Origin of the sequence: Lentzea xerophila, from assembly GCF_051094245.1 — a bacterium.
Taxonomy (GTDB): Bacteria; Actinomycetota; Actinomycetes; order Mycobacteriales; family Pseudonocardiaceae; genus Lentzea; species Lentzea xerophila.
Window position 1 is genome coordinate 2,002,656 of sequence record NZ_CP194934.1, and the last position, 19,905, is coordinate 2,022,560.

A 19,905-nucleotide genomic window follows, 5' to 3' on the forward strand; every position below is an offset into this window, starting at 1 on the left:
CTGTGGCGCCCGTCGAGTTCACCGTCACCGGTGGTGAAGGTTCACCACTGGACTTCGTCGCGGCACTGACACCCGCGTCCTCGCTCGTCGTGATCACCGATCCGGGCGGCTGGGCGCAGGTCAGCCAGGGTCTGCCGGTCGCGGCGGCGGCGTCCACCGCGGTCGCGACGCAGGTGCGGGTCCTGCGGTTCGCGGTACTCGACCTCCGCCACTTCCCGTCGGCGTCGGACCTGCCGTCGATCTCGGACGTGCCGGGCGACCTGGTGGCGCTGCACGACACCCGCTCGTGGGACTCGGCCCCGGTGGTCCAGGCGCTGCGCCGGCTCGGGCGGCCGGTCGTGCTCTTCACCGCCGTGCACGCGTGGGTGTCCGGTGTGGACACCGCGTCGGTGCTGCTGGGGTGGAGCGCGCCGCACGTCGTGCTCGCGGTGCCCCGCGGCCCCGGTGAGGGCCGGGTGGAGGACGTCCTCTGGCAGTTCCGGGAGATGGAACGGCGGGGGATGATGACCTACACCGCCCTGCCCGCGCCGCCTGTCGCCGAGGACCGCCCGGTGACGGTCGTGGTCGCGCTGCCGGGAGCGACCGAGGGCATCGCCGGTGCGTTGCGGCCGGGCGCCGAGTACGAGGTGTGGGTGCGCGTCGGCGCCGGTGTGGCGTTGCCGGGCGACGTGGAACTGCGGGCGGTGCTCGGCATGAACGGGCGCGCGGTGCAGTCCGAGCCGTTCGTGCTGCCCGCGGAAGGCCCGAGTCCGTGGGTCAGCTTCCCGGTGACCACGCCGTACGCGTCGGTGCCGTGGAGCGGTGAGCTGGTCATCTACCGCGGTCCGGTGCCGGTGCACGTCCAGCAGGTCGTGCTGCCGGTCGGAGCCGGCGAGTCCCGCTCGCGGCTGAGGTTCCTGCTGTCCCGGACGTTCGCCGATCTCGCGCCGTTGTCGTCGCGGGTGGCGTCGGTCCTGGTGCTCGGTGAGCGGGCGCTGGTGGCGACCGGCCGTGAACCGCACTGGGTCAGCCTGCACTCCGGCGGCGGACTGCCTGCCGTGCACGGATTCGATCCCTGGTACGGCAAGGGTTTCCCGGCGTTCTGCGAAGACCTCGCCGCGTACGCGGCGAGCGGAGCCGCACTGCACGGGCAGCTGTCCGGCGACGGCGCGGTGGTCCGGCGTGGCGGGGTGATCACCGTGGCGGGCTCGACGCGCGCGCCGTGGGCGCACGTCTACGACCTGCCGTTCACCGAGGGGCCCTACCGGCTGTGCGCGTCCGTGTCGCGGTTCGGCCCGTTCGGCGCCGGGGGAGAGGTGCCGAACGGCTGCCCCGAACCGGACCACAGCGGAAACGTGTTGTGCCCCTTCGGTTTCTGGGGTCTGTCGAGCGTGCTGGAGCAGCCCGCGGGACCACTGGCGTGGCAGGTCGCGCCGTCGACGCGCCAGGTCCAGGTGGCGCTGGCCGTCGATCCCGACCTGGACCGGGCGCTCACCCAGCGGCACGTCGCCGAGCTGATGTCGTTCCTACCGCCGGAGTCGATCTCATCCGCCTACGTCACCCCGTCGAGCCTGTCCCGCGCGTTGGCGGAGGAGCGCGCGGACGTCATGCACCTCGTCTACGACGAGAGCGCCCTGGAGCCCGTGGAGATCGACGGCTGGCCCCACCGGCCACTGGTCGTGACGACGTCACCGGCGGCGCACCTGGTGGACGGGCTGGTGAACCAGGCGGGCGCCGCGGGCGTGATCTGCCCGGAGGTGGCCGTCGACCAGGGCATGGCGGGGTGGGTGAGCGGCATGCTGCTGGCCCGGCTCGCCGGAGGGATGCCCGCCGGCGAGGCGGTACGGCGCACGCGCTGGGAGATGCTCGGCCGCGGCAACGTGCTGGGCCTCGCCTACACCCTGCACGCCGGCGCCGACCTGCGGCTCAGGTGAGTTCGGCACCTCGTGCCACCCGACGGCGGCTGCCCGCGGGACCGTGTTGAGGACACCACGTCGTGCCGCCGGGCGGCGACCGCGCGCGGCGACCGCGCTCAGGACATCACCTCGTGCCACCCGCGGCGGCCGTGCGGGACCGTGCGGGACCGTGCTCAGGACACCACCTTGGCCAGCAGGTCCTCGACGCACGGGTCGTCGAGCGACTCGACGATGCACTGCCACAACGAGAGGTTCGCCTCGGCCCACTTGGTGTAGGTCGCCGCGGCCTGGGCGTCGTAGAAGTAGTAGCCGTCGTCGGCCTTGCCCACCTGCTCGCCGACGATCTTGTGCGCGAGCTCCCGCAGCGTGATGCCGTTCTCCTGCAGGTACTTGTGCGCGAGGACGACCGGTGTGACCGGCAGCGCCTTGAACAGCGTGTCCGCGTCCGACAGCGCCTGCGCCTCCAGCGAGATGTCGCGCGAGCGGGTGCGCATCTCGGCCTCGACGACGATCCGCTCGATCCACTCGATGTCGCCCTGCGAGACGCCGGCGACGAACAGGACCTTCCGCCGCAGCGCCGCGCCGTCGGTGGGCAGCGAGTTGCGGCGGACCATGTAGTTCAGGTCGTGCACCAGTGCGGCGACCTCGACGACGTCCACCGCGGCGCCGTTGCGGCCGGCGAAGTGCACGGACTTGTCGCGGACGAAGCTCACATGGTGCCAGCCGTGGAACTGCAGCTTCGCGGCCAGGTCCTCGCACAGCCGCCTCACGCGCTGCTCCACGTCCGCGATGACAGACCTCGGAATCCTTGTGCGCGTACGCATCATCAAGCCCTCCCGACCAGGTGGGCTGATGGTAGGCGTGCCGCGGCGGCCTCGCCGGGGCTTCAGAGCTGGTTCGTCAGATCCTCCAGTCGGTCCTCGACCGGCACGTGCCGGTGGCTGATCCCGGTGTCCGGGTCGTAGCTGAGGCTCCACGGCGTGACGGCACGTGACTTGACCAGGAACGTCATGGTCCCGTCCGCCGCTCGCGGGATGCGGTGGAACTCGTGCGCGAGCAACGTGCCGGTGGTGCCTTCGGTGCATTGGGTGCGGTTCGTGAGCTCCGTGCCGACGATCGTGCGCCCGCCGACGCCGAGCCGGGCGTCGAAACGTTCGTGCAGGTAGGCGCCACTCAGGATGGTGGTGCAGAAGTGGTATCGGTGGTTGTGGACCGAGTCGGCGTACCCGGCCCGCCAGTCCGTGAGCGGCTTGTACTCGTGCAGCCAGAACGTGAACGGTTCGTCCGCGACGTCGCGCAGACACCACGCGAAGTGCGTCGTCGTCTCACGTGAATGCGCGATCACCCAGGTCGCCTGCTGGGGCGTGAGGCCGTCGATGTGCGCCCGAAGCTCCTTGCGCAGCTCCGGCCGCGCCGCCCACTCGCGGAACCACGTGCCGACGTCGTCCCAGTGGTCCACGACCGGAAATTCGGCGCGCTTGACCCGAGCGGCGAGCTCCTCGATCGGGGACAACCCGGTGAACTCGGCTAGCAAGATCGATCAGCTCCTCAACTGAGCGGAGGTGGAGAATTCGCGGCGGAATGCGTGGAACTTGTCCTGAAGCTGCTTGAATCCGTCTTCGGTGAGAGAGTCACCGGTGATCTTCTCGAACAGCGCCACGAAGTCGTTCCGGGTCGTCGCCGGCGTGATGGCGAAGTGGTAGCCGGCCTTGGAATTGCTGATGCGCAGGAACTCCGCGCGTTCCATCGCGTAAAGGAACGAACTCTCGGTGAACCTGAGCGTGCGCGGATAGGGTCTGAGCACACCCGCGGTGTTGCTGTAGAGCGTCAGCCAGGCGGAGTCGTCGAACAGCTCCAGCCGATCGAGCGGCGGATCCGAAACGATGGTGACGTCGATCCGCGAGCACCGGCTGCGCGCGGAGAAGAGCCCGACGAGCCCGATCCGGATCTGCGCCTTGAGCCGTTCCTGGATTTCGTCGTAGTCACCGTCGGCGCCCTCGTTGCGCAACAGGTACCTCGCGCGCCCGCTGATCGCGTTGTCGTCGCGCGGGTCGGCGAGCACGGCCCTGAGCTCGCACTCCGTCTGGCTGAGCAGCACTCTTCCCGCCGCGTACCGCCCGGCGAACCCGCGGAAGCAGTACAGCCTCGTCCGCTCCAGGTCCTGCATCATGAGCTGGTTGAACACCGGATCGGGCTTGGCCGTCGGCTCGAACACGTGACTGGGGAAGAACTCCCGGTCCAGTGCCCGGTACTCCTGGGTGAGCTCCCGGAGCGCCCTGCGGCTCTCCTCGACGACCGGGGCGAGAAGAGCCTTCTGCGCCGCTTTCGACGTCACCAACGTCTGGGTGAAGCTCACCACCGCCGAAATAAGCGTGCCCGTACCCACCGCGGTCAGCAGATTTCTCGCCGGCCCGGAATCCATTTGACTGGAAAAGGCCAGCGACGCACCAGACGTCACGACGAGTATGAGGAGGAGCAACCCGGTCCGCGTCCAGAACAACTCCTGGATCAGGTTGCTGCGGATGCCTCCGGCCTCCGCGGACACGTGTCCCACCTCCTGGGTCATCAGATTGGCCGCTACCCGAACGGACGAATGCGCTCAGTGTCCGATCAAGTGCGCGGAGTTACTGTACGCGTCGGTCAAAAGATAAGGAAGCTGCTATTCGTGCGACATTCAGCGCCGGAATAACCGGCCTTGAACGGAGTAGCCGGCCTGTATCCGTGTGCACCGGTGACACCCTGTCGCTGACGCCGCCGAACGTGTCGGGCCGGGGTGACCCACCCACCCGATCGCACCCACAGCGCGTGTCCAGGCCGAGCCGGAGCCCGCCCGGCGACCGACCTGCTACACCCGGCTAACACCGCCCCGAATACGCTCACCCACCATGCGTAATGTCCTGCTCATCGCGTCCCTGGCGCTCGTAGCGGCCACCGGCCTCGCGGGTTGCGGCAGCTCCGCCCAGCCGTCGACCGCCTCCAGCGCGCCGACGAACCCCTGCAAGGTCGACGACTTCAAGGTCTCCGGCGACTTCGGCGCGGCGCCCAAGGTCGAGATCCCCGCCTGCAAGCCCACCGACGAGCTCCTCGTCAAGGACCTGGTGCAGGGCACCGGCGCCGAGGTGAAGGCGGGCACGACGGCCACGGTCAACTACCAGCTCACGACGTTCTCCGACAAGAAGGTGCTGGACAGCTCCTTCGAACGCGGGCAGCCGTTCGACGTCGAGAACGTCGGCCAGGCGCCGGTCATCGACGGCTGGAACGAGGGCATCGTCGGGCTCAAGGAGAACGGCCGTCGCCTGCTGATCATCCCGCCCGCCAAGGGCTACGGCCAGGGCGGTCAGGGCATCAAGGCGAACGAGACGCTCGTCTTCGTGATCGACGGCGTGAAGGTCGCCCCCGCCGCCTGACGCAGCGAGGTGGTCCGGGACGCGAGCAGCGTTCCGGACCCACCTCGGCTACGAACGCCGCACCAGCGTGGCCCGCCAGCGGAAACCGTCCTGGTCCGCGGGCTCGGCGGTGAGCTCGACGTCCTCGTTCACGTCGAGACTCCGGTACCCGCCGGGCGAAGCGCTCCGGTCAGGCGGTGCGACGCTCGAGAAGTGGACCCAGATCGGGCCGTCGAACTCGGACGACTCGATCACTCCCCACCCCAGCTCGCGGTGCCACCGCAGGACTCTTCCGCGAGCGAAACCGGCGCCGGTCACGGCAGGAGCAGCAGCTTCCCGGTCGTGCGGCGCGACTGCAGGTCGGTGTGCGCCTGCGCCGCCTCCTCCAGCTTGTACCGGCCGCCGATCCGGATGTTCAGCTCACCGGACGCGATCGCCGTGAACAGGTCGGTGGCCCGCCACTCGAACTCCGCGCGGTCGAGCAGGTACCACCCGGTCGCCGGCCGCGTCAGGAACACCGACCCGGCCGCGTTCAGCCGCTGCGGGTCCACCGGCGGCACCGGCCCGGACGAGGCACCGAACAGCGCCAGCATGCCGCGCGGCTTCAGCGACGCCAGCGACTGGTCGAACGTGTCGCGGCCCACCCCGTCGTACACGACGTCGACCTTCTCGATCTGCGACGCGAAGTCCCCGTACCGCAGCACCTGGTCCGCGCCGGCCTCACGGGCCAGCGCCTCCTTCTCGTCGGTCGACACCGTCGCGACGACGACAGCGCCCTTCGACTTCGCCCACTGCGTCAGCAGCAGCCCGACGCCACCGGCGGCCGCGTGCACCAGCACCCGGTCGCCCTCCTTCACGGCGTACGTCGAGTGGACCAGGTAGTGCGCGGTGATCCCCTGCAACAACGACGCCGCCGCGAGTTCCACGTCCAGCTCGGCGGGCACCTTCACCGCCGCCGAGGCCGGCACCACGACCTCGGACGCGTAACTGCCCAGCACGGACATCCACGCCACGCGATCACCGACGGCGAAGGACGAGGAGTTCGACGCGACGACCTCGCCCGCGCCCTCCAGCCCCAGCGCGGAGGGCAACGGGATCTGGTAGGCGCCGCTGCGCTGGTAGGTGTCGATGTAGTTGACGCCCGCCGCGCCCACCCGCACCAGCAGTTCGTCGTCGCCTGGCGTGCGAGCTTCCACGTCCGTGTGCTCCAGCACCTCGGGACCGCCGGTCTCCCGCACCACCACTGCCTTGGGCATCTGTCCTCCTTGATCGGCTCAACCGGGGACAACCCGGCCGAACGACCTGATGTTCCCTCTCCCAGCCCGTGGGAGCAAAAGGACCGTTCACCCGGCGGCGCAACCCTGGTATGACCGATCCATGCGAAAAACAACCCTGCTGCTGATCGCATGTCTGCTTCTCATGGGAGCGCTTCCATCACACGCCGCCTCGGCCAAGAAGGGCGTGAACGCGGCCGACGACCCCGGCCCGGCCGGAGCCGCCATGTCCGCCCTGGACGCCCGCTGGTACTACACGTGGGCGTCGGACCGGCGAGGCATCCAGAGCAACGCCGAGTTCGTCCCCATGATCTGGGGCGCGGCCAGCGTCACCGACACCGAGCTCAACAACGCCAAGGCCAACGGCAGGCAACTGCTGGGGTTCAACGAACCGGACATGGCCGGCCAGGCGAACATGACCGTCGAACGCGCGCTCGACCTGTGGCCACGCCTGCAGAGCACCGGCCTGCGGCTCGGCGCCCCCGCGGTCGCGTTCGGCGGTGACGTGCCGGGCGGCTGGCTCGACCGGTTCATGGCGGGTGCGAGGGCACGCAACCTCCGGGTCGACTTCATCCCGATCCACTGGTACGGCCAGGACTTCTCCGACAAGGCCACCGGACACCTGGAGTCGTACCTGCGCAATGTCTACAACCGCTACCAGAAGCCGATCTGGCTGACCGAGTACGCGCTGATCGACTGGCGTTCCGGCCGCGCGGTCTACCCGAGCCAGCAACAGCAGACCGCGTTCATCACCGCGTCGACCAGGATGCTCAACGGACTGTCGTTCGTGGAGCGGTACTCGTGGTTCACCCTGTCCACGAAGACCAGCCCGACGGGGCTCTCCACCGGCACGAGCCTGACGGCGGCGGGCCGCGCCTACCAACCCGCCTAGTCTTCTCCCAGCGCCACCCGGCGCGCGAGCCCGAGCGGCAGCGCGCCGGACCCGGCGATGCGGTCGTGGAAGTCGCGCAACGACCCGAGCCCCGCGGCGAGGTAGTCGTCGCGGATGAGGTCGATCTCCAACGCCCCGGTCAGGTACGACGGCGCCTGCGTCGGCCACGCGCAGTACCGCTTGACCTCGCCCGCCGCGGTGCCCGGCGTGAGTGCCGTGCGCGCCACCATGAACGCCTCGGCTTCCGCGGGAGTCATGTCGCCGCAGTGCAACGCCGTGTCGACGATCATCCGCGCCGCGCGGAACAGCCGCGCCTCGACGTGGCCCATCATCGCGCCACGGGACGTGTAGTAGCCCACCGAGCGCAGCAGCTTCTCCGAGTACAGCGCCCAGCCCTCGGAGAAGTACGACGTCCGGAACACCTTGCGTAACGGGTGCGCGTCGCCCTGCGCCGCCAGCCACGCCGCATGCCAGTGGTGGCCGGGGTAGGCCTCGTGCACCGAGATCGTTGGCAGCTGCGAGCGCGCGTTGGTGCGCAGGCGGTGCGTGACCTGCTCGTCCGTGGCGCCGTCGGGGGTGAACGGCACGAAGAAGTAGCCGACCCGCCGGGACGTCAGCGGCGGTGGTCCGAGGTAGCTCGCGACCGACATGATCGCCCGCTGGAACGGCGGCGACGGCACCACCTGGCAGTCCTCGTCCTCGGGCATCGTCACCAGCGAGTGCTCGATCAGCGCCGCACGCGCCCGTGACGTCTCCGCCTCGTACTCGGCGCGCATCGCCTCCAGGGTGGGCGGGTGGTCGTCCTGCAACGAGCTCATCACCGCACGCCAGTCGGACGAACCCGCCAGCTCGATCAGCTCCGCCTCCAGCGACGCGTAGGCGTCCTGTCCGCGCAGGTGCAGTTCGGGCGCGCCGTACCCGAGCAACTCCTTGTCCTGCAACATCGTCGAGTAGAGCTTCTCGCCCATCCGCCAGTCGCCGGTCGCGCGCACCGCCAGGTCCTCCAGGAACGCGGCGTGCCGGTCGAACGCGTCGGCGGCACCTCCGGCGGCCTCGGTCATCTTCGCGCGCGAAGAGGGCGACGACACCTGCAGCGGCAGCGACTCCATCAGGAACGAACGGCCCGTCCGCACCTGGCCGAGGATCCGCTGCACGACCAGCGGTGACGCCAGCGCCGGGTCGAGGTTCGCCTCGGCCGCGGCGAGGACCGAGGGCACCTCGCGCAGCTTCGCCACCGTGGTGTCGACGAGCGCGGCCTCGGGCAGCAGCTTGTGCAGGAACGGCGCCAGCAGCCCGAAGAAGATCGGCCCGGAATACTCGTGCGGGTCGCGTTTCCACCCCGGCCACGTCTCCATCGCCGACGACCCGCGCAGCACCGACAGCGCCAGGTCGCGGTCCACCGACCGCGGCAACGGCTCCAGCCGCCCGAGCCACTCCTCCCGCTCCCTGGCGCGCTGCTCGAACGCCGAGGCGGAGAAGTCCCCGAACGTCGAGTAGTGCTCGAGTGAGCCGAGTTGTGCCGCGTGGGCGGGGTGACGGTCGAAGTACCACGAGAGGAACGACGTCAGCGTGTCGGTGGTCACCCGACCGAAGCTACCCGCTGGTTTTACAGTGTGGGGATGTCTGATCAAACCGCGCGGAAGCGCATCGCCGAGTTCGTGAAGGCCCACGGCAAGCCGGGCACGGCGGTCAGGGCCGTCGTGGAGCCGATCGGCCGGGCCGGCGCGCGGATCGTGCTGGTCGGCGCGGACGGCGCCATGGGCGACGTGATGACCAAGGACGTCGAGTCCGCCACCAAGGCCGTCGAAGCCGCCGACAACGTCGAGCAGGCCGAGTGGGACCGCGAGACCACCGCCGCCGCCAAGATCGGCCCCGCGCACCGCCGCAAGATGGCCAAGATGCAGTCATGAAGGTCGTGCTCGCGTCCTGCGCCGCGATGCCCAAGGGCGACGGCGACGAGGACCCGCTCGTCGCCGCGCTCGAACGGGACGGCGTCGACGTCACCTGGCAGCCCTGGGGCGAGCCGGTGGACGCCGACCTCGTGGTGCTGCGCGCCACCTGGGACTACACCGAACGCCTCGACGACTTCCTGGCGTGGTGCGAAAGCGTGCCCCAGCTGGCGAACCCGGTGGAGGTGGTCCGCTGGAACACCGACAAGTCCTACCTGGTCGAGCTCGCCGGCCGCGGTCTCCCCGTCGTGCCCACCGCCGTCGTCGAGCCGGGGGAGGACCCGGTGTTCCCGGACGGCGAGTTCGTGGTGAAGCCGGCGATCGGCGCGGGTTCACGCGGTGCCGCGCGGTTCACCGACCACGTCCCGGCGCGCGCCCACTTCGACGCCCTTGGTGTCAAAGCACTCGTGCAGCCCTACCAGTCCAGTGTGGATGCTCACGGCGAGACCGCGCTGGTGTTCTTCGCCGGCGAGTACTCCCACTCGTTCCACAAAGGACCGATGCTGGCACAGGGACTGGCCGAGTCGGCGTCCGGGCTCTACGTCGAGGAGAAGCTCCGCGGCATCGAACCGGCGCCGCGCCAGGTCGAGCTCGCGAACCGCGTCCTCGACGTCACCGCCGAGCTGCTTTCGTTGGAGCGCGGCGATTTCCTGTACGCGCGGGTGGACGTCGTCGCCGGCCCCGATGGCGAGCCGCTGCTGCTGGAGCTGGAGCTGACCGAACCGACGCTCGGCTTCAAGTTCACCGGCGACGAGGCCGCCGCACGGCTGAGCGCGGCGATCAGGGCACGAGCCTAGTGTCACCGCACCCGGCCGCTTGGCTTGCCCGAGAGCCCTGGTTACCGTCGGTCCCATGACAACCGCGACCGTCAACGGCATCACCATCGGCTACGACGACGAAGGCACCGGCGAAGCGCTGGTGCTGGTGCACGGCCACCCGTTCGACCGCTCGATGTGGCGCCCGCAGGTCGAGCACTTCAGCGCGAACGGATGGCGGGTGATCGCCGCGGACCTGCGCGGTTACGGCGAGAGCACGGTCGTCCCCGGTACCACGCCGCTGGGGGTCTTCGCGAACGACATCGCGGCGCTGCTCACCCACCTCGGCGTCGAGAGGTTCGTGCTCGGCGGCCTGTCGATGGGCGGGCAGATCGTCATGGAATGTGCCCGCACGTTCCCCGAACGGCTCAAGGGCCTGATCCTCGCCGACACGTTCGCCCAGCCGGAAACCGGGCAGGGGCGCCGCAACCGCCACGAGATGGCGGACCGGCTGCTGCGCGAGGGCATGTCCGGCTACGCGGACGAGGTGCTGTGGAAGATGGTGGCGCCGCACAACACCGAGGCGGGCGAGCACGTCGAGAAGATGATGCACAACGCCCCACCGGCAGGCGCCGCGGCGGCGTTGCGGGGCCGGGCCGACCGGCCCGACTACACGACGACGCTGACCACCGTCACCGTGCCGACGCTGGTGGTCGTGGGCAGCGGCGACGAGTACACGCCGGTGCGGGACGCCCAGTACATGAGCGAGCGCGTTCCCGGTTCGACGCTGGTCGTGGTCGACGGCGCCGCGCACATGCCGAACCTGGAACGCCCCGAGGTGTTCAACGAGGCGGTGGCCGCGCTGCTGGCGCGGACCTGAGGCTGGTCCACTGTGGAACGGCGATCTGCGGCCGCCCCCCGGCGCGGAAGGTTCCCGACTCGCACGCACTTCGTGTCCTGAACGCGGCGGGCCGGGCATACCCTCGTGCGGTGAGCGCGAAGATCTCCGTCGAGGCGGCGCGGGAACTCCGCGCACGCATCTGGTTCGGCCTCCCGCTGATCGCGGCGGGAGCCTTCCTGGTGGGCGACGCGGCACAGCGGCTGGTCTCGGCGTGGAACTTCGTCGGCCGGTACTGGCCGTGGCTCCTGCTCGGTCTCGCCTGCCTCAACCTGATCCGCTCGTTGTTCCGCGTCGAGTCGTTGCTGGCGCCAGGTCTCGTGGCCGTGGTTGCCTTGACCGCGTTGGCACTGCGGTCGGAGGTGGCGTCGTCCATGATCCTCGACTGGGTGCTGCCGGTGTTGATCATCGTGGTCGGCACGACGTTGCTGTGGTCGGTCGGTGCGCGCGTGCGCAGGTCGTGGACGCGAGTGCTGAGCACGGGCCGGGTGGCCGCACCGGAGGAGCTGCCGAAACGGCTCCGCCCGCGCGCGATCGTCGGCGAGATCGAGGTCGACTTCAGGGCGGCCAGGTCGGGAGAGATGGACGTGGACCTGGAGGTCACGGCCGTCTTCGGCTGGGTCCGGATCGTCGTGCCCCGCGCCTGGCAGGTCGAACTGGGGCATCAGGGCGTGTTGCTGAGCAAGATCGTCGACAGGGCGGCCGGGGAACAGGGAGATCCGCGGGAGCGCAAGCTGTTGCTGCACGTCATGGGTTTCTGCGGAATCGTCTCCGTATCGCGGCGATGACGCCGTCGGTCTCGCTGTCGTCGTCGTTGTCGTCGTAACCGGTACCGGCCATGACCCTGGACGTGAGCGCCCGCGCGCCACCTTCGCGCCACGGGTCCGCGGTGTAGAGCTTCGACAACCGGGTGAAGGTCGCCAGCTCCTCCGCCGGGTCCTTGGGCAGCGGGTAACGCCCGTTCTTGAGTAACTCGAAGCGGTAGAGGTCGTAGGCGGTCTGGATGAGCACGTTGTAGTCGGCCGCCGTCGCGACCGCGCCGACGTACGACAGGCAGCACAGGGCCGCGGCCAGCGCGATGATCCAGTAGTGGGCCGGTTCGTCGTGCAGCGCGACCACGCCGAGAACGGTCACGACGAAGAAGTTGACGCACAGGTTCGCCGCGGCATCGAGCGCGTCTCTCGCCGAGGCCTGTCCTTCGGCGAACGCCGGCGGGAAGAAGGGGTACAACCGCGGCCACGAGCTGAGGGTGTCGAGTCCGTACCTCTCACCGGCGGACGTCTCGCCCGCCTTGAGGGTGTTGCCGAGACCGGTGGGCAGCAGCGGGATCTCCGTGACGTGCCCCGACCCGGTCACCAGGGGAGCCGGGTAGCGTCCGAGCCGCCGCCCGGCCCGGCGCCGGCGGGAGTCGAACCGGGCGCGGTCACGGTGGTGGCGCAGGAGTTCGGTGAGCGATCCCGCCGGGCGCGCGGGCGGGTTCTCCTCCAGGATCTGGACCAGCTTCTCCCGCCTGCGCCGCTGGAACTCGACGAAGATCGGCGCGATCCTCGCGGTGAGGGCCCACGAGTCCCAATAGCCTTCGAGCACCCGCAGGACACGGAGCTGGAACGGCTGGACGAGGATCGACAGCAGCGCGACCGCGAGAACGAAGAGCAGGACGGACAGCGCGTCCGGCCGCAGATCACCCAACAGCCCCGTGAACCTGCTCGGCCCGGAAAAGCTCTGTGCTCGCACCAGCAGGACGACGAAGATCGCCGGTATCGCGTTCGGGATGAACCCGACGAGCACCACCCTGCCCAGCGACGCGGCGCTCGACGTCAGCAGCGAACTGACCCACATCAGCGGGCCGCCCAGCGCAGCGGTGCCTCCGGCGAGGGACTGTGGAACGTCGGCTGGGGTACGTGCCCGCCCCGCTCGCAGCGTGGGACGAAACCGGCCGAGTCCGCCTCACCCCGCGTGTAGACCATCAGCGCGTCGCACGTGGGACAGAGCGTGGCCCGTGCCGTGCCCAACTGGTGGCCGCACCCGTGCCGTCGCGGCGACCTGAGCGGCAACTGCTGGATCTCCGCGACTTCGCAGTGGGTGCAGAAGATGGCGTAGGGGACGACGTACTCGCCGTCGCCCCAGCCGCCGAGGAGGGAACGGGACCAGCTGCTCGGCGCCATCGACCGCACCTCCCCTCGCCGACGTTCCAGTATCGGCTGGAGAGATCCACGAGGCGAGAGGCCGAACGGCCCCCGTTCAGCGCAGAGCCGAGCCGAGGCCCGTCAGCCCGCGCACCTCCATCTCCGCCTGCTTGGCCTGGTCCGCCGGCTCCCTGCTCAGGATCGTGCCCAGGAACCCGGCCAGGAACGACAGCGGGATCGACACGATGCCGGGGTTCGACAGCGGGAAGTACGCGAAGTCGGCGTCCGGGAACACCGACGACTTCGAGCCGGAGATGGCCGGCGAGAACACGATGAGCAGCACGCACGACGTGAGACCGCCGTAGATGCTCCACAACGTGCCACGGGTGTTGAACCGCTTCCAGAACAACGAGTACAGCAGCGTTGGCAGGTTCGCGGACGCCGCCAGCGCGAACGCCAGCGCGACCAGGAAGGCAACGTTCTGGCCGTTCGCCGCGATACCGCCGACGATCGCGAGCACGCCGACGCAGACCGCCGTGATGCGGGCGACGCGGACCTCGTCGCGCGGCTCCGTCTCGCCGTGCTTGATCACGTTCGCGTAGACGTCGTGCGCGAACGAGGCCGACGCCGTCAGCGTCAGACCCGCCACGACGGCGAGGATCGTGGCGAACGCGACCGCGCAGACGATGCCGAGCAGCACGGCGCCGCCGACCTGGAACGCGAGCAGTGGCGCGGCCGAGTTCTCGCCGCCGGGGGCTTCGTTGATCTTGTCCGTGCCGACCAGCGCCATCGCGCCGAAGCCGATGACCAGGGTGCACGAGTAGAAGATCGCCATCATCCACGTCGCCCACACCACGGACCTACGCGCTTCACGGGCGTTCGGCACCGTGTAGAAGCGCATTAGCACGTGGGGGAGAGACGCGGTGCCCAGCACCAGAGCCAGCGCGAGAGAGAGGAAGTCGATCTTCGACAGGCCTGACTCGCCGTACTTCACGCCCGGCGCCAGCACGGCCTCGCCCAGCGGCGACTTCTGCGTCGCGCGGTCGAGCATCGAGGAGAAGTCGAAGCCGAACTTGCCGATCAGGAAGATCGTCAGCATCGACACGGTCAGGATCAGCAGGACGGCCTTGATCATCTGCACCCACGTGGTGCCCTTCATGCCGCCGACCAGCACGTACAGCACCATGACGATGCCGACGACGGCGATGATGATGGCCTGGCCGACGCTGCTGTGCACGTCCAGCAGCAACGCCATCAGGCCGCCGGCGCCCGCCATCTGGGCGATCATGTAGAAGAGCGAGATCACCAGCGTCGCGTTCGCCGCGGCCGCGCGCACGGGGCGCTGGCGCATGCGGAACGCCATGACGTCGCCCATCGTGAAGCGGCCGGTGTTGCGCAGCCGTTCCGCGATCAGCATCAGGCCGATCAGCCAGGCGACGACCCACCCGATCGAGTAGAGGAAGCCGTCGTAGCCGTTCACGGCGATCGCGCCGGAGATGCCGAGGAACGACGCCGCGGAGAGGAAGTCACCCGACAGTGCGATGCCGTTCTGGGTGCCCGTGAAGCTGCTGCCCGCCGCGTAGTAGTCCGACGCGCTGACATTCCGCGTCGACGCGCGGTAGACGATGTAGAGCGTCAGCAGTACGAAGATGCCGAAGACGGACAGGTTGATCGCGGTGTTCGCCCCGGTCACGCGAGCTCCTCATCGGTTTCCGCGAGCGCGCGCACCTTCTCGACCTGGGGGTCGAGCCTCCGTTTGGAGTAACGCGCATACGCCATCGTGATGATGATGGTGGTGACGAACTGGAGGAATCCCATCGTCAGACCGACGTTCACCGTTCCGAACAGCGGAGTGCTCATGAAGTCGGCGGCGTAAGCGGAAAGCAATACGAACGTGACATACCAAGCGAGGAACGCCACCGTCGCCGGGAGAATAAAACGCTTCACCCGGCGCTTGAGTGCGAGGAAATCCTCACTCGTTTGGATGGCACTGAAATCAGGCTCACCGTCACCGTCTATGAGCAATGAGTGACGGGGCTCTTCAAAGGTCGCGAATCCGGGGGAGGCCGGGCGTGACACGGAGGGCAGCGCCTTCGTCATCAACCGCTCGCATTCGTTACGGGGAGTGCCCGGCGAGGCTCCGCGCGGAGGGCGCGTCCGATCCGGGGGTGGGAGGCGCAAGCGTAACCACGCGTGGCCGGGAGTCAATCCCTTGAACCCGCAGGACCACCCCAAAAGGTCTGTCATCACACTCAGTGATCGATCGTGCACGCCCCAGGTCGTTGTCGCGTCACGCTCTCTGGCCTACTATCCGCTCACACCCGATACGGCTGATGGCGATATCAAGCTGCGGGGGTCTCAACTCGCGGGGATTCACCAGGCCAGGAGGTAGCCGATAGTGGGGCACTTCGAACGCGCCTTGGGGATCATTTCGTGAATGCCGGGTGGAGAAAGATCAGCGACTGGCGCAACTGGCGCCTGCCGGTCAAGCTCGGCGTCGTGCTGCTGGTACCGGTCGCGATAGCGGTCGGCGCGGGCACACTGCAGATCTCCGGTTACGTCGACCGGTCCAACGGCTACGTGCAGACGCAGGGCCTGGTGCGGCTCAGGGCCGATCTCGCGCCGCTGATCTCGAGCGTCCAGCAGGAACGCACACTCGCCGCGCAGAGCGCCACCAGCGGCTCCGGTGTCGGCGCGTACCAGAACCAGATCAGCGCCACCGACAACGCCGCCGCGACCGTGCGCCGCCGCATCGACCGCACCGACGGCGTCAGCGACGTCGCGCGCAACCGCTTCACCGAGGTCGGCGGTCAGCTCGAGACGCTCAAGAACCTGCGGGAGAAGGTCGCGCAGGGCGGCGAGGGCGGCGACCCGTCGGGCGGCACCGCCGGCTACACCGCGGTCGTGAAGTCGTTGCTGGACTTCGAACAGGCGCTCGTCAGCCAGTTCAACGACAACGCCATCTCCGGCACCGCGGCGGCGCTGCACAACATGGTCACCGCGCAGGAGCAGGTCTCGCTGCAGCACGCGATCGTCTTAGCCGGGATCGGCCGCGGCAAGCTGCTCGGCCCCGAGGTTCGCATGCTGGAGCAGTCCGACATCCGGCTGCAGGACCGCCTGAACGACTTCCAGGCCGTCGGCACCACCGAGCAGCGCCGCGCCTACGACCAGACCGTGACCGGTGCCGCCGTGGCGAACCGCTCGGCTCTCGTCGAACGCGCGCTCACCCAGCCCGACGGCACCCCGCCGCCCGCACCGCGCTCCGGCCAGCCCAAGCCGCCGCCGTCGTTCGGCATCGCCGTCGAGGACTGGAACAAGTCCTCCGGCACCACCGCCCGGCTGATGGACCAGGTCGCCCGCGAACTGCAGGACGAGCTCGCGAACACCGCCGCCGCCCTGCAGGACGGCACGTCCAACAAGGCGGGCACCGCCGCGGTCATCCTGCTCGCGATGCTGCTCGTCGCCGGCACGCTCGGTTTCGTCATCGGCCGCTACCTGCTGCGCTCGCTGTCCGAGCTGCGGCACTCCGCACTCGACGTGGCCCACCACCACCTGCCGGAGGTCGTCGCCGCCATCCGCGCCGACCGCAGGCCGGACACCGAGATCGAGCCGGTGCCCGTGCACACCAACGAGGAGTTCGGCCAGCTGGCGCGCGCGTTCGACGCCGTGCACGAGCAGGCCATCCGCTCCGCGGTCGAGCAGTCGACGCTGCGGTCGGGGATGAAGAACATCTTCGTCAACCTGTCGCGCCGCTCGCAGGGCCTCGTCGAGCGCCAGCTCAAGCTCATGGAGGAGCTGGAGCGCCACGAGGAGAACCCCGAGCAGCTCGCGAACCTGTTCAAGCTCGACCACCTCGCGACGCGCATGCGCCGCAACAACGAGAACCTGATGGTGCTCTCCGGCACCGACGTCGCCCGCCGGTTCCACCAGCCCGTCCCGCTGGCCGACGTGCTGCGCGCCGCCGCGTCGGAGATCGAGCACTACCAGCGCGTCGTGGTGAAGTCGACGCCGTCGGTCGAGATCGTCGGCTACGCGGCCAGCGACCTCGTGCGCCTCGTCGCGGAGCTGCTGGACAACGCCACCGCGTTCTCCGCGCCCGCCACCCAGGTCATGATCGGCTCGCGGATCGACCAGCAGGGCTTCGTGCTCATCGAGGTCGCCGACCAGGGCATCGGCATGGGACCGGCCGAGCTCACCGAGGCCAACGAGCGGCTGTCGTCCGGCACCGAGGACGACGTGCCCGTCTCCCGCCAGATGGGCCTGTTCGTCGTCGGCAGGCTCGCGGGCCGCCACGGCATCACCGTCCGGCTGCGCGGGGCGGGGGAGGGCCGCGAAGGCCTGCGCGCGTTCGTGCTCGTGCCCTCGGAGCTGGCCCGCACGCACGACGAGGCCCCCGCCCAGTCCCAGCCGCGCCACGCCGCGCTGCCACAGCCGAAGCAGGCCCCGAGGCACCCGCACGTCGTCGTGAAGACCCCGAACCTGGCGCCGCAGCCCGCACCCGCACCGGCCATCGAGCAGCCGCGCGAGTCGGCCGAGTGGTCGTCCTTCCGCGGCGCGGCGATCGACGAGTCGCTGCCCCGGCGCACCCCGCCGCCCGTCCAGGTCCAGGCCGAGGTCCAGCACGAGGGTGTGCCGGCGCGGACTCCGAACGAGACGACGTCTTCCTGGTTCTCGGGCAACGTCGGCTCGGGCGAACCGGTCAACGGTGATCGTTCGCCGGCCTCCACCCCTTCTTCATCACCGTCCGTAGTGGCATCGTGGTTCGGCAAGAAGCCGGGAGGCACGGTCTGGGAGCAGCCAGGTGACCCCGCGACGGACGCCGGCGAGACGGATGCCGGGTTGCCGAAACGGGCGCCGCGTAAGAACCTGCTCCCCGACCTCGCCGAACGTCCCGAGAACGGCACCCGTCCTGCCGTGGGTCCCAAGCGTGATCCGGAACGAGCACGAGGCTTTCTCGCGAGCTACCAGACGGGCCTGCGCCAGGCGCCGCTGGGCGGCGGCGGGAACGGAAGAGGCCAGGGGAACGGCCAGTACAACGGGGAGAAGGCATGAGCACGCCTCAGTCGCGCCAGGTCGACCAGTTCGGCTGGTTGGTCACGAACTTCACCGATCGCGTAGCCGGAGTCGCCCACGCGATCGTGATCTCGGTGGACGGCTTGCTGCTCACCAAGTCGACAGGTCTGCCGCCGGACCGCGCCGAGCAGCTGGCCGCGATCTCCTCGGGCGTCACGGCGCTCACGATGAGCGCCGCGCGTTGTTTCGAGGGCGGCGGAGTGTTGCGCACCGTGATCGAGATGGACTACGGGATCATGCTTCTCATGTCCATTCGAGACGGTTCCTGTCTTGCGGTTCTCGCCGCCCCCGACAGCGATGTCGGTCAAGTCGCCTACGAGATGACCGTGGTCGTCGACCAGGTGGGCCAGATCCTCACCCCCGAACTGCGAGCGCAGCTGCACAGCGTGAGGTGATGCATGAGTTCCGCTGACGCGCACCGACGACGCAGGCGAGCCGAGATGCCCGCCGAGCAGACGATCGCCGACCTGATGAACGGGTTCTCCCTGGATTCGGGCCGCAAGCGACCGCGCACGCCGTCCTCCCCGGTGCCCGAGCGGGAAGCACCTCCCGTCCCACCGCGGGAAGAGGTCCCAGCCTTCGAGCCCTCCTTGCCTGAGCCCGCGGACGCCTCGATCGTTCGTGCATATGCCTGGACAGGCGGGCGCACTCGGTCCAACATCAATCTCGAGATCGAGACACTTGTCTCCGCCAATGATCAGACTCGGCAGTCGACAGGTATCTTGCAGGCAGAGCACCAACGCGTTGTCGAGCTTTGTCACTCCCCGCGATCCGTCGCGGAGGTGGCGGCACTGATGCGGCTCCCGCTGGGAGTCGTGAAGGTGCTGCTCGGCGACATGGCGGAACGAGGTCTGGTGGACGTGCACCAGACCGCTTCCGCAGGCGGTGTCACGCCGGACCTCGGGTTGATGGAGAGAGTGCTGAGTGGACTACGTCGGCTCTAGATTTCCCGAATTCGGGCCCCCTGGGCCACCCGGTCGGGAGCTGACCTCTGCCAAGATTGTCGTCGCCGGCGGGTTCGGCGTGGGCAAGAGCACCTTCATCAGGTCCATCGTGGAGAGCGATCTCCTGACGATGAGCGCGCTCCCACCGGAACGCACAGGTGGCGTGACGGAGCTGGTGCGCATCCAGTTCGGCCGGGTCTGGCTCGACCCCGGTTTAGCTCTGCACCTCTTCGTGGCGCCGCAATGGCAGGATCCGCGCGCGGGCTGGAGCGATGTGGTGCGCGGCGCCGTGGGTGCCGTGGTGCTGTTCGACGTGATGCGCCCCGCGGACTCCGTGGACGCGATGCGCTACTTCGAAGACCACCGAATTTCTTATGTGCTGGCGTTGAACAACGTGCACGCGTCGGTCCGTTCGGACGTGAAGGCCATCATCCGCGGCATGGGGATCTCTCCCGACGTGCCGGTCGTGAACTGCGACCCGCGCGTGAAGCTCTCCGTGCGGGAAACGTTGATCACCCTGACCGAGCACGCGAAGCTGGACCGCTGGCGCCGCCGTCCCGGGCCTGACGAAACCACCCCGCTCGCGCCTGTCTGCTGACTTGGAGCTGCTCCAAGCGCTCACACTTTCTGGTTGATGCACTGATGAAACTCAGGCTGGAAGGCAGTCGCCTTCTAGTCTGGGTTCATGGTGGGCGCGTTGTGGGGGGACCGGC

The 19,905-nt window shown here is 69.3% G+C and carries 21 protein-coding genes; 11 read left to right on the forward strand and 10 right to left on the reverse strand.

Annotated features, from left to right (window positions below; all coding sequences use genetic code 11):
• Window positions 1-2: 2 nt before the first annotated feature.
• A complete protein-coding gene (locus tag ACRSBM_RS09880) occupies window positions 3-1,913 on the forward strand; it encodes a hypothetical protein (RefSeq protein ID WP_434442176.1) in 1,911 nt (636 codons plus the stop codon).
• Window positions 1,914-2,068: 155 nt separating this feature from the next.
• On the opposite strand, the gene ACRSBM_RS09885 is transcribed toward ACRSBM_RS09880, so the two are convergent.
• From ACRSBM_RS09885 to ACRSBM_RS09895, 3 genes are read right to left on the reverse strand one after another with little or no spacing between them, the layout of a single operon-like run.
• Entirely contained in the window at window positions 2,069-2,722 is a 654-nt protein-coding gene (locus ACRSBM_RS09885; RefSeq protein ID WP_434442178.1) for an HD family phosphohydrolase, read from the reverse strand.
• A gap of 59 nt (window positions 2,723-2,781) precedes the next feature.
• Window positions 2,782-3,429: a hypothetical protein gene (locus tag ACRSBM_RS09890; RefSeq protein WP_434442181.1), complete on the reverse strand. Its 648-nt coding sequence runs from the start codon at window positions 3,427-3,429 to the stop codon at window positions 2,782-2,784.
• A gap of 6 nt (window positions 3,430-3,435) precedes the next feature.
• Complete coding sequence (locus ACRSBM_RS09895) at window positions 3,436-4,461, reverse strand: hypothetical protein (RefSeq protein ID WP_434442184.1); 1,026 nt, start codon at window positions 4,459-4,461, stop codon at window positions 3,436-3,438.
• 319 nt (window positions 4,462-4,780) lie between these two features.
• Here ACRSBM_RS09895 and ACRSBM_RS09900 point away from each other — a divergent pair, with 319 nt between their 5' ends.
• Window positions 4,781-5,302, forward strand: coding sequence for an FKBP-type peptidyl-prolyl cis-trans isomerase (locus tag ACRSBM_RS09900; RefSeq protein WP_434442186.1), 522 nt, complete (start codon window positions 4,781-4,783; stop codon window positions 5,300-5,302).
• Between the two features lie 48 nt (window positions 5,303-5,350).
• On the opposite strand, the gene ACRSBM_RS09905 is transcribed toward ACRSBM_RS09900, so the two are convergent.
• Complete coding sequence (locus ACRSBM_RS09905; RefSeq protein ID WP_434442188.1) at window positions 5,351-5,599, reverse strand: cold shock domain-containing protein; 249 nt, start codon at window positions 5,597-5,599, stop codon at window positions 5,351-5,353.
• Window positions 5,596-6,537, reverse strand: a complete 942-nt coding sequence (locus ACRSBM_RS09910) for a quinone oxidoreductase family protein (RefSeq protein WP_434442191.1) — start codon at window positions 6,535-6,537, stop codon at window positions 5,596-5,598. Before ACRSBM_RS09910 ends, ACRSBM_RS09905 begins: the two co-directional genes overlap by 4 nt.
• 121 nt (window positions 6,538-6,658) lie before the next feature.
• On the opposite strand from ACRSBM_RS09910, the gene ACRSBM_RS09915 reads away from it, so the two are divergent.
• Window positions 6,659-7,447, forward strand: coding sequence for a glycoside hydrolase family protein (locus ACRSBM_RS09915; protein WP_434442193.1), 789 nt, complete (start codon window positions 6,659-6,661; stop codon window positions 7,445-7,447).
• Here the strand turns inward: ACRSBM_RS09915 and ACRSBM_RS09920 are convergent.
• Window positions 7,444-9,030, reverse strand: a complete 1,587-nt coding sequence (locus ACRSBM_RS09920) for a DUF885 domain-containing protein (RefSeq protein ID WP_434442195.1) — start codon at window positions 9,028-9,030, stop codon at window positions 7,444-7,446. The genes ACRSBM_RS09915 and ACRSBM_RS09920 overlap by 4 nt on opposite strands.
• 36 nt (window positions 9,031-9,066) lie before the next feature.
• On the opposite strand from ACRSBM_RS09920, the gene ACRSBM_RS09925 reads away from it, so the two are divergent.
• The 4 genes from ACRSBM_RS09925 to ACRSBM_RS09940 all read left to right on the forward strand — a co-directional run bounded on the left by ACRSBM_RS09925 (window position 9,067) and on the right by ACRSBM_RS09940 (window position 11,837).
• A complete protein-coding gene (locus tag ACRSBM_RS09925; RefSeq protein WP_434442197.1) occupies window positions 9,067-9,357 on the forward strand; it encodes a hypothetical protein in 291 nt (96 codons plus the stop codon).
• Window positions 9,354-10,193: an ATP-grasp domain-containing protein gene (locus ACRSBM_RS09930; protein ID WP_434442199.1), complete on the forward strand. Its 840-nt coding sequence runs from the start codon at window positions 9,354-9,356 to the stop codon at window positions 10,191-10,193. The genes ACRSBM_RS09925 and ACRSBM_RS09930 overlap by 4 nt, the downstream gene beginning before the upstream one ends.
• A 55-nt stretch (window positions 10,194-10,248) precedes the next feature.
• Window positions 10,249-11,031, forward strand: a complete 783-nt coding sequence (locus ACRSBM_RS09935) for an alpha/beta fold hydrolase (protein ID WP_434442203.1) — start codon at window positions 10,249-10,251, stop codon at window positions 11,029-11,031.
• Window positions 11,032-11,141: 110 nt separating this feature from the next.
• A complete protein-coding gene (locus tag ACRSBM_RS09940) occupies window positions 11,142-11,837 on the forward strand; it encodes a hypothetical protein (protein ID WP_434442206.1) in 696 nt (231 codons plus the stop codon).
• Here the strand turns inward: ACRSBM_RS09940 and ACRSBM_RS09945 are convergent.
• The 4 genes from ACRSBM_RS09945 to ACRSBM_RS09960 form a co-directional block, all read right to left on the reverse strand.
• The gene (locus ACRSBM_RS09945; protein WP_434442209.1) at window positions 11,797-12,888 is read right to left on the reverse strand and encodes a hypothetical protein; all 1,092 of its coding nucleotides are present in this window, start codon (window positions 12,886-12,888) and stop codon (window positions 11,797-11,799) included. The two genes, ACRSBM_RS09940 and ACRSBM_RS09945, sit on opposite strands and share 41 nt — an antisense overlap.
• The gene (locus ACRSBM_RS09950; RefSeq protein ID WP_434442212.1) at window positions 12,888-13,214 is read right to left on the reverse strand and encodes a hypothetical protein; all 327 of its coding nucleotides are present in this window, start codon (window positions 13,212-13,214) and stop codon (window positions 12,888-12,890) included. The genes ACRSBM_RS09945 and ACRSBM_RS09950 overlap by 1 nt, the downstream gene beginning before the upstream one ends.
• Before the next feature lie 76 nt (window positions 13,215-13,290).
• Complete coding sequence (locus ACRSBM_RS09955) at window positions 13,291-14,868, reverse strand: solute symporter family protein (RefSeq protein WP_434442215.1); 1,578 nt, start codon at window positions 14,866-14,868, stop codon at window positions 13,291-13,293.
• Entirely contained in the window at window positions 14,865-15,275 is a 411-nt protein-coding gene (locus ACRSBM_RS09960) for a DUF485 domain-containing protein (protein ID WP_434442218.1), read from the reverse strand. The genes ACRSBM_RS09955 and ACRSBM_RS09960 overlap by 4 nt, the downstream gene beginning before the upstream one ends.
• A gap of 333 nt (window positions 15,276-15,608) precedes the next feature.
• Here ACRSBM_RS09960 and ACRSBM_RS09965 point away from each other — a divergent pair, with 333 nt between their 5' ends.
• From ACRSBM_RS09965 to ACRSBM_RS09980, 4 genes are all read left to right on the forward strand, one after another.
• A complete protein-coding gene (locus tag ACRSBM_RS09965) occupies window positions 15,609-18,227 on the forward strand; it encodes a nitrate- and nitrite sensing domain-containing protein (protein ID WP_434442221.1) in 2,619 nt (872 codons plus the stop codon).
• Window positions 18,224-18,643 (forward strand): roadblock/LC7 domain-containing protein, encoded by a 420-nt coding sequence (locus ACRSBM_RS09970; protein ID WP_434442223.1) that lies wholly within the window; start codon window positions 18,224-18,226, stop codon window positions 18,641-18,643. The genes ACRSBM_RS09965 and ACRSBM_RS09970 overlap by 4 nt, the downstream gene beginning before the upstream one ends.
• 75 nt (window positions 18,644-18,718) lie before the next feature.
• Complete coding sequence (locus ACRSBM_RS09975) at window positions 18,719-19,192, forward strand: DUF742 domain-containing protein (RefSeq protein ID WP_434453038.1); 474 nt, start codon at window positions 18,719-18,721, stop codon at window positions 19,190-19,192.
• A complete protein-coding gene (locus ACRSBM_RS09980; protein WP_434442226.1) occupies window positions 19,173-19,790 on the forward strand; it encodes a GTP-binding protein in 618 nt (205 codons plus the stop codon). The genes ACRSBM_RS09975 and ACRSBM_RS09980 overlap by 20 nt, the downstream gene beginning before the upstream one ends.
• The last annotated feature ends 115 nt before the right edge of the window (window positions 19,791-19,905 follow it).

Coding starts and splice junctions, on each gene's coding strand:
- ACRSBM_RS09885 (WP_434442178.1), bottom strand. CDS start 2,722: ATGATGCGTACGCGCACAAGGATTCCGAGGTCTGTCATCGCGGACGTG.
- ACRSBM_RS09895 (WP_434442184.1), bottom strand. CDS start 4,461: ATGACCCAGGAGGTGGGACACGTGTCCGCGGAGGCCGGAGGCATCCGC.
- ACRSBM_RS09900 (WP_434442186.1), top strand. CDS start 4,781: ATGCGTAATGTCCTGCTCATCGCGTCCCTGGCGCTCGTAGCGGCCACC.
- ACRSBM_RS09910 (WP_434442191.1), bottom strand. CDS start 6,537: ATGCCCAAGGCAGTGGTGGTGCGGGAGACCGGCGGTCCCGAGGTGCTG.
- ACRSBM_RS09915 (WP_434442193.1), top strand. CDS start 6,659: ATGCGAAAAACAACCCTGCTGCTGATCGCATGTCTGCTTCTCATGGGA.
- ACRSBM_RS09925 (WP_434442197.1), top strand. CDS start 9,067: ATGTCTGATCAAACCGCGCGGAAGCGCATCGCCGAGTTCGTGAAGGCC.
- ACRSBM_RS09930 (WP_434442199.1), top strand. CDS start 9,354: ATGAAGGTCGTGCTCGCGTCCTGCGCCGCGATGCCCAAGGGCGACGGC.
- ACRSBM_RS09935 (WP_434442203.1), top strand. CDS start 10,249: ATGACAACCGCGACCGTCAACGGCATCACCATCGGCTACGACGACGAA.
- ACRSBM_RS09945 (WP_434442209.1), bottom strand. CDS start 12,888: ATGTGGGTCAGTTCGCTGCTGACGTCGAGCGCCGCGTCGCTGGGCAGG.
- ACRSBM_RS09950 (WP_434442212.1), bottom strand. CDS start 13,214: ATGGCGCCGAGCAGCTGGTCCCGTTCCCTCCTCGGCGGCTGGGGCGAC.
- ACRSBM_RS09960 (WP_434442218.1), bottom strand. CDS start 15,275: ATGACGAAGGCGCTGCCCTCCGTGTCACGCCCGGCCTCCCCCGGATTC.
- ACRSBM_RS09970 (WP_434442223.1), top strand. CDS start 18,224: ATGAGCACGCCTCAGTCGCGCCAGGTCGACCAGTTCGGCTGGTTGGTC.
- ACRSBM_RS09975 (WP_434453038.1), top strand. CDS start 18,719: ATGAACGGGTTCTCCCTGGATTCGGGCCGCAAGCGACCGCGCACGCCG.